Here is a 14,555-nt window from a genome sequence, read left to right as displayed (position 1 = left end):
CTATACAACTAACTTAATCGAAAATCTTAATGGCAAGATTAGAAAGTACACCAAGAACAAATTATCGTTCCCAACCGATGATTCTGTGATGAAATCAGTATATTTAGCCGTTAGAGAGGCCACAAAGAAGTGGTCAATGCCTATCAGGGACTGGGGCATAATTTTAAATCAGTTCCTAATTATTTACAAAGAAAGGGTCAGGCTATAACAATAACCCAACCCAAGCTTAATTTACTTACACACTTCCTGAGACAGTGTCAATAATCAATTCCAATTTAGCATGATAATAATTCTTCATACATCGGTATGTCTTGAATAAAAGAATATGTTTTATTATCGTAGTCTATCTTACAGCAATAATGCTGTATTCCGTTGCTTACTATCAAATAACCTACCCTTAACACAAAGTTATAGCGACAAATTTGATCAAATACTTTTTGGTCTATGACGATATGTGGAGCTTTATATTCTATTATTAACTTAGGAACAAGGTTTCTGTCATATACAACAGTATCACAACGTCTGTTCATTCCATTAAAATTTAAAAGTACTTCATTGGCCATTAAAGATCTGGGATATGATTTTTCATTAATCAGAAAATGAACAAAGTGCTGTCGGACCCATTCTTCTGGAGTTACTTGAATACTCTTTTTACGTAAAATATCAAAAATCATACGTTTGCCATTATTTATGGAGAGTTTCAAATCAACAGGAGGGAGGTTCAAATTTGTCATATTAAATTATTATTATAAGCTCTTTTTAAGAATGCAGGGAATTATATATTAAGGTGTCTAATTCATGAGTATTTCATTGAAGTATAATCTAGAATAAGAACAATATAACGATTCATCCCATGATTAAAGACTATAATCACTTGACAAATTTAATATTAAATTATGAAGAAAAGGATTATTCGATTATTTGCTGCCACAATTATAGGGTTGACTGCATGCAGTAGTCCTCAAAATGAATATTATATCACAGGAAAAGTTTCTGACCCACTCGTCGAAGGCAAAACGGTTTATCTATTTACAGGGTTAAACCCCAACCAGATAGATAGTACTTACATCAAAGACGGCAAGTTTGTATTTGAAAGCCCTATCTATTTTACAGACTATGGGTTCATTCAGCTTGACAATGATCACTATGTAGAGTTCTTGTTAGAACGAGATACCATAGAGGTTGATTTATTAAACCATACAGTCAATGGAGATCATTTGAATCAACTCTTTACTTCACTCCAAAGAGATGAAGAGCTTGTTTCTAAAGCTTATGAAACTCTTGCCTCAGAGTTTATCAACGAAAATCAAGCTAATTACAAAGACAACATAGCTCTCGAGCAAGCTTTAGACTCACTTGAAGATGCTACTCTAGTACCAAATATAAAGGCTTTAAATTTGAAGTATTTCACTGGGAATGAAAACAACATGATTGGTGTAGAAACACTTTACAATCTTAGGCGTATTCTTCCAGTTAAAGAGCTTGAACCATTATTACGCCAAGTCGGTTTAGACATTGAAGGACATAGTATAATTCAAGGATTTTTAGCAGAACTAATCGATGAAGGACCGACAGGAGAAGGCAAGATGTTTCAAGATTTCGCAGTCAAACAAGACGATGGTAGCGAAGTGAAATTATCAGATTATGTAGGTAGGGGTAAGTATGTATTGGTTGAGTTTTGGGCAAGTTGGTGTACACCATGCATTAGTGAGTTACCATACCTCAAAGCAATATATGATAAGTATAAAGACCGTAATTTTGAAATTGTAGGTGTGGCTATTTGGGATAATCCGAAAAGGAGTATCCAGGCAATAACAAAACACAAGATTCCTTGGCCTCAAATTGTTAATGCTCAAGATATTCCAGCTCAATTATACGACTTTACATCCATTCCTTATATCATACTCTTTGCTCCCGATGGTAAAATTCTAAGGCGAGGAATCTTTAAAGAAGAGGTTTTGTCTATACTTACTGAGCAATTCAACTAAAATAACATCAAATTACTATTAGCGACTTCATTCTGAACTCGCTATTTTTTTGAGCTATTTCGACCTTTCGTAGTAATATTTGCTAGAATGCTTGATTATTTTAGTATAGATTGGTTATACTGTAATAAAAAAGTCAGCAAAAACAAGCTTATTCTAGCAAATACATTATCTTTACTTTGATTTTTTGAGATATTAATCAAATAACTATTTTTTAAATTAACTCCTATATGAAAAAGTTCACCCTATCCGTTTTATCTGTTAGCGGATTATTATTAGCATCGTGCGGTGGTAATGCTGAAAAAAACTATATTATTACGGCACAACTTCCAGACTCAAGCATGGATAGTACAACAGTATATCTCCAAAATATTTTAGGAGAAAAGCTTGATAGTACTATGATATTGAATAATCAGCTTAAATTTGAGCACCCATTTACTTCATCAGATATGGTAATGGTTGCTTTAAATCGTCAACAAGCTGCTCGATTTGTATTAGAACCTACTGAAATTATTATTGATTTTTCAACAAACACAGTTACAGGTGGTGAATTAAATAAAGTTCGCGCAGATCATAATCTAAAAAAAGAAGCAATAATTACACAAATTCAAGCTGCATACCAAGATTTAACAGCTAAACTGTCTGATGAGAAATTGGATGATGCTGCAAAACAAGAGCTACAAAAAGAATTCTCTACAAAATTGGAGACTGAATACCAACCTCAATTAAAAGAGTTGGATATTGTATACTTCAATGCTAACAAAAACAATATCCTTGCTATTGATGCTTTAACAGCACTTTCAAATGCAGCTAGTGAAACAGAGTTAGAAGGTTTACTTTCAGGATTAGATGCAACTGTTGCAACACATCCACTTGTTAAACAACTACAAGATCAAATCAACGTAACTAAGAAAACTGCCGAAGGTGAAATGTTTACAGACTTTACTATTGATCAAGGTGATGGAACTTCAGTTTCTTTATCTGACTATGTAGGAAAAGGCAAGTATGTTTTAGTTGATTTTTGGGCAAGCTGGTGTCCTCCTTGTAGAGCTGAAATTCCTAACTTAGCCGAAGTTTACAAAAAATACAAAGGCGATAAGTTTGAGCTTTTAAGCGTTGCTGTTTGGGATAAAATTGATGATTCTAAAAAAGCAATTGAAGAGCTTAAAATGACTTGGCCACAAATTATCAATGGTCAAAAAATACCTACAGACCTTTACGGTATCAAGGGTATTCCTCAAATTATCCTTTTCGGTCCTGATGGAAAAATCATTAAGAGAAACCTTAGAGGCGAAGAAATCGGAAAAACTCTAGCTGAACTACTTAAGTAGTTTAAGATATAATTTACTGATTAGTCGGTATTAAACAACATTGTTTAATACCGACTTTTTTTATGCGATTATCCCAGAACCAATGCGTAGTTTGAGCTCGAATAATTCAGACCACACGGGGTTATAAACCATTAATTCTTTATTAAATTGAGTAATAGTCTAGCTCGGCGGATAACATTTGCTAAAGTTCTTTGTTTATTGACTAAACTGTGTGATCTTTTCTATACTTGAAATAGTTATCACCAGTAACATTTCTTAATTTTGTAAGAGAGACTATATACAGTTTTCTAATTATAGGAACAATTAAAATAATTACGTATGAAAACAAAACAACACATTGTAGAGAATTGGCTTCCTCGATATACTAAGCGTAAACTGGAAGATTTTGGAGAGTATATACTACTGACAAACTTCAGTAATTATGTTGATATTTTCGCAGAAGAATTCAATGTTCCGATTCTTGGAAGAGATGCTAATATGATTTCTGCTACTGCAGGAGACATAACAATTATAAACTTCGGCATGGGTAGCCCAAATGCAGCCATTATTATGGACTTGCTAAGTGCTATAAATCCCAAAGCCTGCCTGTTTTTAGGTAAATGTGGTGGTATCAATGCCAAAAATAAGCTTGGCGATCTTATATTGCCTATTGCAGCGATTCGTGGAGAGGGAACTTCCAATGACTATTTTCCAGCTGAAGTGCCATCTTTACCTGCATTTATGCTTCAAAGAGCTGTATCGTCTGCTATACGTGACTACGGCCGTGATTACTGGACAGGAACTGTCTATACAACCAACAGACGTGTTTGGGAGCATGACGTACAATTTAAGGAGTATTTGAAAACCACCAGAGCTATGGCTGTTGATATGGAGACCGCTACACTCTTTAGTGTAGGTTTTTCTAATCATATACCTACGGGAGCCTTATTGTTGGTTTCGGACCAACCAATGCTACCTGAAGGAGTTAAAACCGACAAGAGTGATTCTGAAGTTACACGCAATTATGTTCGTGAGCATGTTGAAATTGGTATTGCTTCGCTGAAAATGATTATTGACGCAAAGAAAACTGTACGTCACCTAAAATTCGACTGGTAATTAAAGATCCAATAAAGAGATAAATATGTCTAATTTCGATTCAAGTTTTGAAGGTATTCTAAAGGATATTAAGGCTCGTAACTTTGCTCCAATCTATTACTTAATGGGTGAAGAACCTTATTACATCGATATAATATCCGATGAAATAGAGAATAAAGTACTCACAGAACAAGAAAAAGAGTTTAACCTAACAGTGCTTTACGGAGCAGATGTTGATGCCGGTACAGTCATAAATGCAGCTAAGCGCTACCCAATGATGTCTGAGTTGCAGGTTATAATTGTAAAAGAGGCTCAACAGCTAAAAGATATAGAGCAACTAGTTTATTATGCTCAAAAACCCTTAATCTCGACCATACTTGTACTTTGCCACAAGTATGGTCGATTAGACCGTCGAAAGAAACTAAGTGGTTTAATTGATAAAATAGGGGTTCTCTATGAGTCTAAACCTGTCAGAGATCGAGACTTAATGGGCTTTATCGATTCATTTGTACTCAGGAAACAACTTACAATTGAGCCAAAAGCAGCACACATGATCGCAGAGTTTGTAGGACCTGACCTTAGTCGTTTGGCTAGTGAGCTCGAAAAGCTTAAGCTAACGTTAAAAGGTCAAACCAGAATAACTCCAGACCTTGTGGAAAAGAATATTGGGATTAGTAAAGCTTTTAATACTTTTGAATTGCGTGGAGCACTCTTGTCAAAGGATATTTTTAAGGCCAATCAGATAGCTAACTACTTTGCTGAGAACCCGAAAACAAATCCTTTACCCATGACTTTGGGCCTTCTTTTTAGCTATTTCTCAAATCTCATGCTAGCTTATTATGCTCCCGACAAATCGGATAAAGGCATAGCGGAGATGTTAAGTCTGCGTTCTCCGTGGCAAGCAAAGGAGTATATCCAGGGCATGTCAACCTTTTCGGGCGTGAAGACCATGGAGATTATAGGTGCCATTAGAGAGACTGATGCGCGTTCAAAAGGCTTCGGTAATAGCCATTCAACCGAGGGAGAACTTCTTCAAGAACTCGTATACATAATACTTCACTAAGGGCTACTTATCGCTTAAAACAACGCTATAAACTGCGTACTTATACTCTGTAATCAAAGGGTATAAAGTACGCAGTTTTTGTATATAATAAAGCTTAGATAGGATAGATTAAGTAAAATAATTAAACACTAAATATCGATTCTTATACCACAAATTAAGTCCGTTATAAGAGCTCTGATTCTAGAATAAATTAGAATGATCAATCCCTGAGAAAAAACGACTTACTCCAAACACTACGATGAGTTACTCATTCTAGTTATCGGAGTAGGTCGTTTTATATTTCAATCCGACTAGATATTAACTAATCTATCCCGATCTCTTCAAGGAATATATTAATAAAGTGAAAAGTATGAATAGAACATTAATCCATGAATAGCAATGCCTATACTTTACATAAGTAATATATTGGTCGCTTTTACGACACTTCACAAATGTATAGCAATACTCTTGTGATATATTAAAGTGCTAGAGTGGGGGTATAATGACTTATTTTCGTTTGTAATAATATAAGAGTATAATCGTTATAAATGTGATTAACACTTACAATATACTAATCTATTATACTTATAATCACATATATACATCTATATTATATAGCGCGTGTTCAATAGAATACATGATCTATAGTCAATAAGCTTAATAAAGCATTCAAGACACTTGTTTAACGTATATAATTAGTTGGTATATAATATATTAGCAACTATATGTAAAGTGTTAGTTCAATGTATAGAGCAGGATAATACATTTATAATATTACTATTGTGTTATTGCGTATTACTTTAATATATTTACGTACTGAAAATATATTACCTATGTATATTGTTTTTGTAAACTCTTCTTTTTATATTTGTAATATTAATCAAATTATCATTAAATGCCCTTCTGGTTACGAGGCATAACCTGCTGATTATTATGGATATAAACGACCGTGTAAAGCTCCTAATGGACACCAAACAACTTAGTTCCAGTGAGTTTGCTGAGCGAACAGGCATTCAGCAGTCTACTTTCTCTCATTTTATTAATGGACGGAACAAAGCGAGCTTAGACGTGGTTACTAAAATTCATGAATCTTTTGATAATGTTAGCCTAGAGTGGCTTCTTTATGGTAGGGGTGAAATGTTTAGTGTTTTATCGCAAAATAACGGTACCTCAGTTGGGCATTATGAATCTCAAGATAAGGTAAATTATTCCAACAATAGTTTGGCTCAACAATCGCTAGGGTTTTCGTCAGATTCCTTGGGTACTATAGCCCCTATACTAGCTCAGCAATCATATAATGCTCAGCCCACAGAACCTCCTAAACCACCTCGAAAAATCACTGAGATTAGAGTGTTCTTTGACGATAATACTTTTGAGATATTTAAGCTTGATAAATAATCATAAGAGAGTAAAAGCTTTATTCTTTCCAGAACTAAATGTATATTTGTCATCCAGATTACTATTAAATGCTCTTCTCTATTTATGAAAAAGAAAATTATTGATCTGGCAGTTACTGCGAATATCTCGCTAAATGACAATTATGTGCTAATTAAAGCAACTTCGCCTACTGCACTGCCTAAATGTGAACCTGGTCAGTTTGCCCAGCTACGAGTCGATGGGTCTTCTACCACTTTTCTACGCCGTCCAATTTCAATTAACTGGATTGATACTTCCAGAAATGAAGTTTGGTTTCTAATTCAAAAAGTTGGAGATGGCACTAATCAGTTATCAACTTACAAAATCGGTGATAAACTAAATGTGGTTTTACCTCTAGGTAACACATTTAGTCTTCCTTTATGCTCTACTAAGCGCCCTCTGCTTGTTGGTGGTGGTGTTGGGGTGGCTCCAATGCTTTGTTTGGGCAAAAAACTCAAAGAGCATGGCTTTGATCCTATCTTTCTTCTTGGGGCTCGCTCCAAACGAGATCTTTTGCAGCTTGAAGATTTTGAGGCATTAGGCACTGTTTATACAACTACAGAAGATGATAGCCATGGTGAAAAGGGGTATGTCACCAATCATTCACTTCTGAACCAATTAGAATTCTGCCAAATTTATTCTTGTGGCCCTAAACCTATGATGGAAGCAGTTGCAAGTTATGCACGGAGGACTAAGACAGCATGTGAGGTCTCTTTGGAGAACACAATGGCTTGTGGGTTTGGCGCATGTCTTTGTTGTGTAGAAAAAACAACTAAAGGGCATATCTGTGCCTGCACAGATGGTCCAGTATTCAATATCAATGACTTATTATGGGAAAATTAGATTTAAGCGTAAATATTGGAGGTCTCGAGCTTAAGAACCCCGTAATGACTGCTTCGGGCACATTTGGCTATGGAGAAGAGTTTGCTGACTTCTATGATATAAATGACCTTGGTGGAATTTTAGTCAAGGGTACTACTCTTAACCATCGTGAAGGTAACCCTTACCCACGTATGGCAGAAACTCCCTCAGGAATGCTAAATGCCGTAGGCTTACAAAACAAAGGTGTTGACTACTTCGTCAAACATATCAATCCAGGCCTTTTAGGGCTTCGTACAGCAGTTTTAGTCAATGTGAACGGGTCTACTATTGAAGAGTACGTAAAAACGGCTCAAATCGTCAATGAACTCGATAATATTCCTGCTATAGAGCTCAATATCTCTTGTCCTAACGTCAAAGAGGGCGGTATGGCTTTTGGTGTTTCACCTAAACAAGCCGAAGCAGTTGTTAAGGCTGTGCGTGAAGTTTATAAAAAGACACTGATTGTCAAGCTATCGCCTAACGTTACCGATATTGCCGAAATTGCTCGTGTAGCCGAAGCTTCTGGTGCAGATGGGGTATCTCTAATCAATACTCTACTCGGAATGGCTATTGATGCCGAAAAACAACGCCCTATACTCTCAACCATAACTGGAGGTTTATCGGGTCCAGCAGTTAAGCCGATTGCATTGCGCATGGTTTGGCAGGTGGCACAAGCTGTTAAAATTCCTGTAATTGGTATGGGTGGAATTATGACTGCCACTGATGCTATCGAATTTTTGCTCGCTGGAGCGACTGCGATTCAAGTTGGGACAGCTAATTTTGTTGAGCCTACAGCAGCTATTGATATCCTTCACGGAATTGAAGAATATATGAGTCGTCACGGCATTGAGTCTGTACAAGATATTATTGGAGCACTCAAATACTAAATCAGCATTTGAGATTGTTCCCTTTTCTTTAAATTGCAAAAAGCCTCGAGAATTTAAATTCTCGAGGCTTTTTGCAATTTATGCTATTTCTTAGTCCTTCTTGTCTAACAGATCAGGGCGCAAGCGCTTTGTTCTTTCAAGCGACTGATTAAATTCCCACTCTTTTATCTTGGCTTCATGCCCCGATAGTAAGATTTCAGGGATTTGCCAATCTTTGTACTGCGCAGGACGAGTATAAACAGGTGCAGCCAACAAATTATCTTGGAATGAGTCGGATAGTGCCGATTGTTCATCAGAGATGACTCCTGGAATAATTCTTATAATGGCATCTGCCATTACTGCCGCAGGCAGTTCTCCACCAGTAAGTACAAAATCACCAATACTTACCTCTTTTGTGATCAGATGCTCTCGGATTCGATAGTCTATTCCTTTAAAATGACCACAAAGAATAATCAAATTCTTAGTTAATGATAAGCTATTTGCCATAGGTTGGTCAAATTGGTTTCCATCAGGGGTTACAAAGATTACTTCATCATAATCTCGCTCAGCTTTTAGTGCACTGATGCAACGGTCAATGGGTTCAACTTTCATTACCATACCTGCAAAGCCTCCATAAGGATAGTCATCTACTCGTTTATACTTATCTTCAGTATAATCGCGCAGGTTGTGTATGTGAACTTCGGCTAAACCTTTATCCTGAGCTCGCTTCATAATTGAGCAATTGAAAAAACCTTCAATCATTTCGGGAAGCACCGTAATAATATCTATTCGCATATTCTTTTAGACTCTTTATTTTCAACAAAAGTAAAGCTTTCTAGATAGAATCTCTTATTTTTGTCTAAAACAAATTTGACAAGAATGACTGCAAAAGATAGAATAGATGAACTTCGTGAATATCTTCATCACCAAAATTTTAAGTATTATGTTCTAAGTCAGCCAGAAATCAGTGACAAAGAGTTCGATGACTTGCTAAAAGAACTTCAAAACCTTGAAAAGGAAAATCCCCAATATATTGATCCCAACTCTCCAACTCAGCGGGTTGGTAACGACATTGACAAACGCTTTGAGCAAAAAGAGCATAAGTATGCTATGCTTTCACTCTCAAATACCTATTCCGAAGCAGAGGTTTCTGAATTTTATGATCGGACACAAAAAGCATTAGAAGGCGAAGATTTCGAACTTTGCTGTGAACTGAAATTTGATGGTACGTCAATTTCGTTATCTTACAAAGATGGAAAACTGGTAGATGCTGTAACTCGCGGTGATGGAACTCGCGGTGATGTAGTGACCGACAATGTTAAAACTATTCACTCAATCCCCTTAGTCTTACATGGAGAAGGTTACCCTAGCGAATTTGAAATTAGAGGAGAAATTCTAATGCCTTGGTCTGTGTTTCAACGACTCAATGAAGAAAAAGAGGCAAAAGAAGAAGCTCTTTTTGCAAATCCAAGAAATGCTGCCTCGGGAACCTTGAAACTACAGAACTCTTCAATCGTTGCAAGTAGAAAGTTAGATGCCTACCTTTACTATCTTATTGGTAATAACCTACCTTATCAGAGCCATTACGAGAACCTACAAAAGGCTGAAACTTGGGGCTTCAAGATTTCAAAAGATATGTGCAAATGCCATAACCTTGATGAGGTGTTCGAATACATCAGGCATTGGGACATTGCCCGAAAAGAGTTGCCTGTTGCTACAGATGGTATTGTAATCAAGGTGAACCGCATTGACCAACAAGAGGCTTTAGGTTATACTGCAAAGTCTCCACGCTGGGCTATTGCCTACAAGTTTCAAGCCGAAAAAGCTTGTACTCGCCTAAATGAAGTTACCTATCAGGTAGGACGTACTGGAGCTATCACTCCTGTGGCCAACCTTGATGCTGTTCAACTTTCGGGTACAGTTGTTCGTCGAGCTTCACTTCACAACGAAGACATCATAAATGGACTAGATTTACATATTGGTGACATGGTTTATGTTGAAAAAGGCGGTGAAATTATCCCGAAGATTACTGATGTAAACCTTGAAGCCCGTGACGCGAACTTAGGTCTTAAGGTTGAGTTCATCAAATTTTGTCCCGAGTGTAACACTCCGTTAATACGCTACGAAGGCGAAGCAGCTCATTATTGCCCCAACGATACAGGATGTCCGACACAAATTAAAGGTCGTATTATCCACTTCATCAATCGTAGAGCAATGAATATTGACGGATTGGGTCCAGAAACTGTTGACCTATTATTTAATGAAGGCCTTTTACATGATCCATCCGATCTTTACCTACTGACAAAAGATCAAATGGTTGGTCTTGACCGCATCGGTGACAAAACAGCAGATAATATTCTGAAAAGCATTGAAAATAGTAAATCAGTGCCTTTTGCACGTGTGCTTTTTGCTTTAGGAATTCGTTTTGTGGGAGAAACGGTAGCAAAAAAACTAGCTAGTGCCTTTACTACAATTGACGAGTTGGCACGAGCCTCGCTCGAAGAACTTATTACTGTCGATGAAATCGGTGCTAAAATAGCGCAGAGCATCTTAGCTTTCTTTGCTAAAGAAGACAATAATGAGATTATTAAACATCTTGCTCAAGCTGGTCTTCAGCTTCAACAAGACAAAGATGAAATAGCCAATAGAACCGATATCCTGAGTGGGCAAGCAATTGTGATTAGTGGTGTTTTTAAGCTCCACACACGCGATGAGTACAAGCAAATGATTGAGCAAAATGGTGGTCGAAACGTTGGTGGTATTTCTTCGAAAACTTATTACATTTTGGCTGGTGATAATATGGGTCCTGCTAAGCTCGAAAAGGCTCAGAAATTGGGCGTAAAGATCATTTCTGAGAGAGAGTTTCTTGATTTAATAAACACCAAATAAGCTTATCAGACAGATATTATTCGAATAAGAACTCATATAGTTCGTAAATATTATTATTTTTGCGATAATTCGATACAAAACGACTTCAAGTTAACAACTCATGATACAGACAAAATTGAGAGGAATGGGGGTAGCTTTGATTACTCCATTCAAAGAAGATGAAAACATAGACTTTTCTGCTCTAGGGCGAATGGTTGATTTTATTCTTCAAAACAATGCCGATTTTTTATGCGTATTGGGCACAACTGCCGAAACCCCTACACTTACGGAGGAGGAAAAACAGCAAGTTAAAAAATTCGTTATTGAGCGAGTCAACGGCGAGGTACCTATACTCTTGGGAGTTGGTGGAAACAATACCAAAGCAATCGTTGACGCTCTAAAACAAGATGATTATACTGGAGTCGATGCGATATTGTCTGTCGCACCATACTACAATAAACCCTCTCAAGAAGGAATTTACCAACACTTTAAAGCAATATCTGAAGCTACAAACCTTCCTATAGTACTCTATAATGTACCTGGTAGAACTGGAGTTAACATGACTGCTGATACAACATTGCGTATTGCTCGAGATTTCAAAAATGTTGTTGCTATCAAAGAGGCTTCGGGAGATATTACACAAATGGATGATATTATTAAGAACAAACCAGATAACTTTGATGTTATTTCTGGCGACGATGGAATAACCTTCCCTTTGATCACTCTTGGAGCAGTTGGTGTAATCTCAGTTATCGGTAATGCTTTTCCACGAGAATTTAGTCGTATGACTCGACTTGCTCTTAAAGGAGACTATGAACATGCACTTGCAATACATCACAAATTTACTGAGCTTTTTAAGCTTTTGTTTGTTGATGGCAATCCTGCAGGTGTTAAATCGATACTTAGTGTAATGGGAATGATAAAAAACAAATTAAGACTTCCTCTTATACCAACCCGAATTACAACTTATGAGGCAATACGAAAAGTTTTAAATGAGTTGAACATAAAATATTAAAGCAAGCAAGTGGTTAGTTAACTTTAAGTTGTTTAAATATTTTATCGATTATTTCGTCTTTTTTAAATTGACTTTGCATTAATAATAATGTATTTTTGATATCAAAGCATTTTCTGGCTGAAAATCTTTTGATTAAAATCTAATTACTGAAACAAATAAACCGTATTTATATTATGGCTGAACCAATAGATATTCGTGAATTAAACGAAAAGATAGAAAAACAAAGTGCTTTTATTACCAACTTGATGGCCGGCATGGATCAAGTTATTGTTGGTCAAAAACATTTAGTCGAATCACTGCTCATTGGGCTACTTTCAAATGGGCACGTGCTCTTAGAGGGTGTTCCTGGTCTAGCTAAAACTCTAGCGATAAAGACCCTTGCTACTCTGATCGATTCAGACTACTCAAGAGTACAGTTTACTCCAGACCTTTTGCCAGCTGACGTAGTAGGAACAATGGTTTATAGTCAGAAGCACGAAAACTTCCAAATCAAGAAAGGTCCTATTTTTGCTAACTTCGTATTGGCTGATGAGATTAACCGTGCCCCTGCAAAAGTACAGAGTGCTCTTCTTGAAGCCATGCAAGAAAGACAAGTAACTATCGGTAACGAAACCTTCCCACTACCAAAACCATTCTTGGTTCTTGCAACTCAAAACCCTATTGAGCAAGAAGGTACTTATCCGTTACCAGAAGCTCAAGTCGATCGTTTTATGCTCAAAGTAGTCATTGACTACCCAAAACCTGAAGAAGAGCGTGTAATTATTCGTGACCGTATTTCGGGTAAAAGTCAAGATGTTAAACCAGTTATTACAGCGCAAGATGTTCTTGATGCTCGTAAAGTGGTAGAACAAGTTTATATTGACGAAAAGATCGAAAAGTATATTGTTGATATCGTATTCGCTTCTCGTTTCCCTGCCGACTATGGCCTTAAAGAACTTAAAGATTATATTGAGTTTGGTGGTTCACCACGTGCCTCAATCAACTTAGCGTTGGCTGCACGAACTTACGCTTTCATTAAACGTCGAGGATATGTGGTTCCCGAAGATGTGCGTGCCGTTGCACATGATGTCTTAAGACACCGTATTGGATTGACGTATGAAGCTGAAGCTAATAATATAACATCTGATGAGATTGTTAGTCAAATATTAAATCGTGTTGAAGTCCCTTGATTTTGCGTTGAAGTATGCAGATTGTTACACATTTTATATCTAAACGCTCATTCAAGACATGGAAACAAATGATATTTTAAAGAAAGTACGACGCATAGAGATTAAGACCAGAGGATTGTCCAACAATATTTTTGCTGGACAATACCATTCTGCTTTTAAAGGACGTGGTATGGCCTTTGCTGAAGTCCGCGAATATCAATATGGTGATGATATTCGAGATATTGACTGGAATGTAACAGCACGTTTCTCAAGGCCTTTCATTAAGGTATTTGAAGAAGAACGTGAATTAACTGTTATGCTGCTTGTTGATGTTTCGGGAAGTTTGGAGTTTGGAACTCACACGCAGACTAAAAAGAACATGTTGGCTGAAATTGCTGCAACTTTAGCTTTTTCGGCAATTCACAATAACGATAAGATTGGAGTCATCTTTTTCTCCGATAAAATAGAAAAGTTCATTCCTCCTAAAAAGGGGCGTAAACATATCTTATATATTATCAGAGAACTCTTAGATTTTAAAGCTGAGAGCAGATCAACCGATATCAAATTAGGTATCGAATATCTAACCAATGTGATGAAGCGTAGATGTACAGCCTTTATTCTATCCGATTTTATTGATAGAAAAGACTTTCAGAATGCACTTACCATAGTTAATCGTAAGCACGACGTGATTGCGATTCAAATTTATGATAAGCGTGTAGCTGAGTTGCCCAATATAGGACTTCTAAAGGTTCGGGATGCAGAAACTGCTAAAGAACAGTGGATAGACACTGGTTCACGTGCTTTGCGAGACCATCACCGTAAAACCTGGTTGGATAATCAAGAGCGTTTAAAAGAGTACTTTAACAAGAGTAATGTTGATACTATATCTGTTCGAACTGATCAGGATTATGTAAAGGCACTTTTAAGTCTATTTGCTAAACGAAACTAA

At 36.7% G+C, this 14,555-nt stretch carries 14 protein-coding genes; 12 read left to right on the top strand and 2 right to left on the bottom strand.

Annotated features, from left to right (window positions below; genetic code table 11):
- Nucleotides 1-208 (top strand): transposase (locus B091_RS12515; RefSeq protein ID WP_162137976.1); only part of this gene is annotated, 208 nt, incomplete at its 5' end.
- 67 nt (nt 209-275) lie between these two features.
- Here the strand turns inward: B091_RS12515 and B091_RS0109945 are convergent.
- Nucleotides 276-734, bottom strand: a complete 459-nt coding sequence (locus B091_RS0109945) for a type I restriction enzyme HsdR N-terminal domain-containing protein (protein ID WP_018109854.1) — start codon at nt 732-734, stop codon at nt 276-278.
- A 162-nt stretch (nt 735-896) separates the two neighbouring features.
- Here B091_RS0109945 and B091_RS12375 point away from each other — a divergent pair, with 162 nt between their 5' ends.
- The 7 genes from B091_RS12375 (at nt 897) to B091_RS0109910 (ending at nt 8,596) form a co-directional block, all read left to right on the top strand.
- Nucleotides 897-1,988, top strand: a complete 1,092-nt coding sequence (locus B091_RS12375) for a TlpA disulfide reductase family protein (RefSeq protein WP_018109853.1) — start codon at nt 897-899, stop codon at nt 1,986-1,988.
- 227 nt (nt 1,989-2,215) lie between these two features.
- Nucleotides 2,216-3,316 carry a TlpA disulfide reductase family protein gene (locus tag B091_RS0109935; RefSeq protein WP_018109852.1) on the top strand — a complete coding sequence of 367 codons (1,101 nt, stop codon included), beginning with the start codon at nt 2,216-2,218 and terminating at the stop codon, nt 3,314-3,316.
- 318 nt (nt 3,317-3,634) lie between these two features.
- Nucleotides 3,635-4,411 (top strand): AMP nucleosidase, encoded by a 777-nt coding sequence (locus tag B091_RS0109930; RefSeq protein WP_018109851.1) that lies wholly within the window; start codon nt 3,635-3,637, stop codon nt 4,409-4,411.
- Between the two features lie 25 nt (nt 4,412-4,436).
- Entirely contained in the window at nt 4,437-5,453 is a 1,017-nt protein-coding gene (gene holA / locus B091_RS0109925; RefSeq protein WP_018109850.1) for a DNA polymerase III subunit delta, read from the top strand.
- 912 nt (nt 5,454-6,365) lie between these two features.
- Nucleotides 6,366-6,830, top strand: coding sequence for a helix-turn-helix domain-containing protein (locus tag B091_RS0109920; protein ID WP_018109849.1), 465 nt, complete (start codon nt 6,366-6,368; stop codon nt 6,828-6,830).
- An 84-nt stretch (nt 6,831-6,914) separates the two neighbouring features.
- Nucleotides 6,915-7,691 (top strand): dihydroorotate dehydrogenase electron transfer subunit, encoded by a 777-nt coding sequence (locus B091_RS0109915; protein ID WP_018109848.1) that lies wholly within the window; start codon nt 6,915-6,917, stop codon nt 7,689-7,691.
- Entirely contained in the window at nt 7,679-8,596 is a 918-nt protein-coding gene (locus B091_RS0109910) for a dihydroorotate dehydrogenase (RefSeq protein ID WP_018109847.1), read from the top strand. The genes B091_RS0109915 and B091_RS0109910 overlap by 13 nt, the downstream gene beginning before the upstream one ends.
- Before the next feature lie 90 nt (nt 8,597-8,686).
- On the opposite strand, the gene trmD is transcribed toward B091_RS0109910, so the two are convergent.
- Nucleotides 8,687-9,370 carry a tRNA (guanosine(37)-N1)-methyltransferase TrmD gene (trmD, locus tag B091_RS0109905; RefSeq protein WP_018109846.1) on the bottom strand — a complete coding sequence of 228 codons (684 nt, stop codon included), beginning with the start codon at nt 9,368-9,370 and terminating at the stop codon, nt 8,687-8,689.
- An 84-nt stretch (nt 9,371-9,454) separates the two neighbouring features.
- Between trmD and ligA the strand changes: the two genes are divergently transcribed.
- The 4 genes from ligA to B091_RS0109885 all read left to right on the top strand — a co-directional run bounded on the left by ligA (nt 9,455) and on the right by B091_RS0109885 (nt 14,555).
- The gene (ligA, locus tag B091_RS0109900; protein ID WP_018109845.1) at nt 9,455-11,464 is read left to right on the top strand and encodes an NAD-dependent DNA ligase LigA; all 2,010 of its coding nucleotides are present in this window, start codon (nt 9,455-9,457) and stop codon (nt 11,462-11,464) included.
- A 100-nt stretch (nt 11,465-11,564) separates the two neighbouring features.
- Complete coding sequence (gene dapA, locus B091_RS0109895; protein ID WP_025069626.1) at nt 11,565-12,458, top strand: 4-hydroxy-tetrahydrodipicolinate synthase; 894 nt, start codon at nt 11,565-11,567, stop codon at nt 12,456-12,458.
- Nucleotides 12,459-12,631: 173 nt separating this feature from the next.
- Nucleotides 12,632-13,627, top strand: coding sequence for an AAA family ATPase (locus B091_RS0109890; protein ID WP_018109843.1), 996 nt, complete (start codon nt 12,632-12,634; stop codon nt 13,625-13,627).
- Between the two features lie 58 nt (nt 13,628-13,685).
- Nucleotides 13,686-14,555: a DUF58 domain-containing protein gene (locus B091_RS0109885; RefSeq protein WP_018109842.1), complete on the top strand. Its 870-nt coding sequence runs from the start codon at nt 13,686-13,688 to the stop codon at nt 14,553-14,555.

The sequence above is a fragment of the Bacteroides propionicifaciens DSM 19291 = JCM 14649 genome, from assembly GCF_000375405.1.
Taxonomy (GTDB): Bacteria; Bacteroidota; Bacteroidia; order Bacteroidales; family Bacteroidaceae; genus Bacteroides_E; species Bacteroides_E propionicifaciens.
This window is presented reverse-complemented; position numbering and strand designations above follow the sequence as displayed.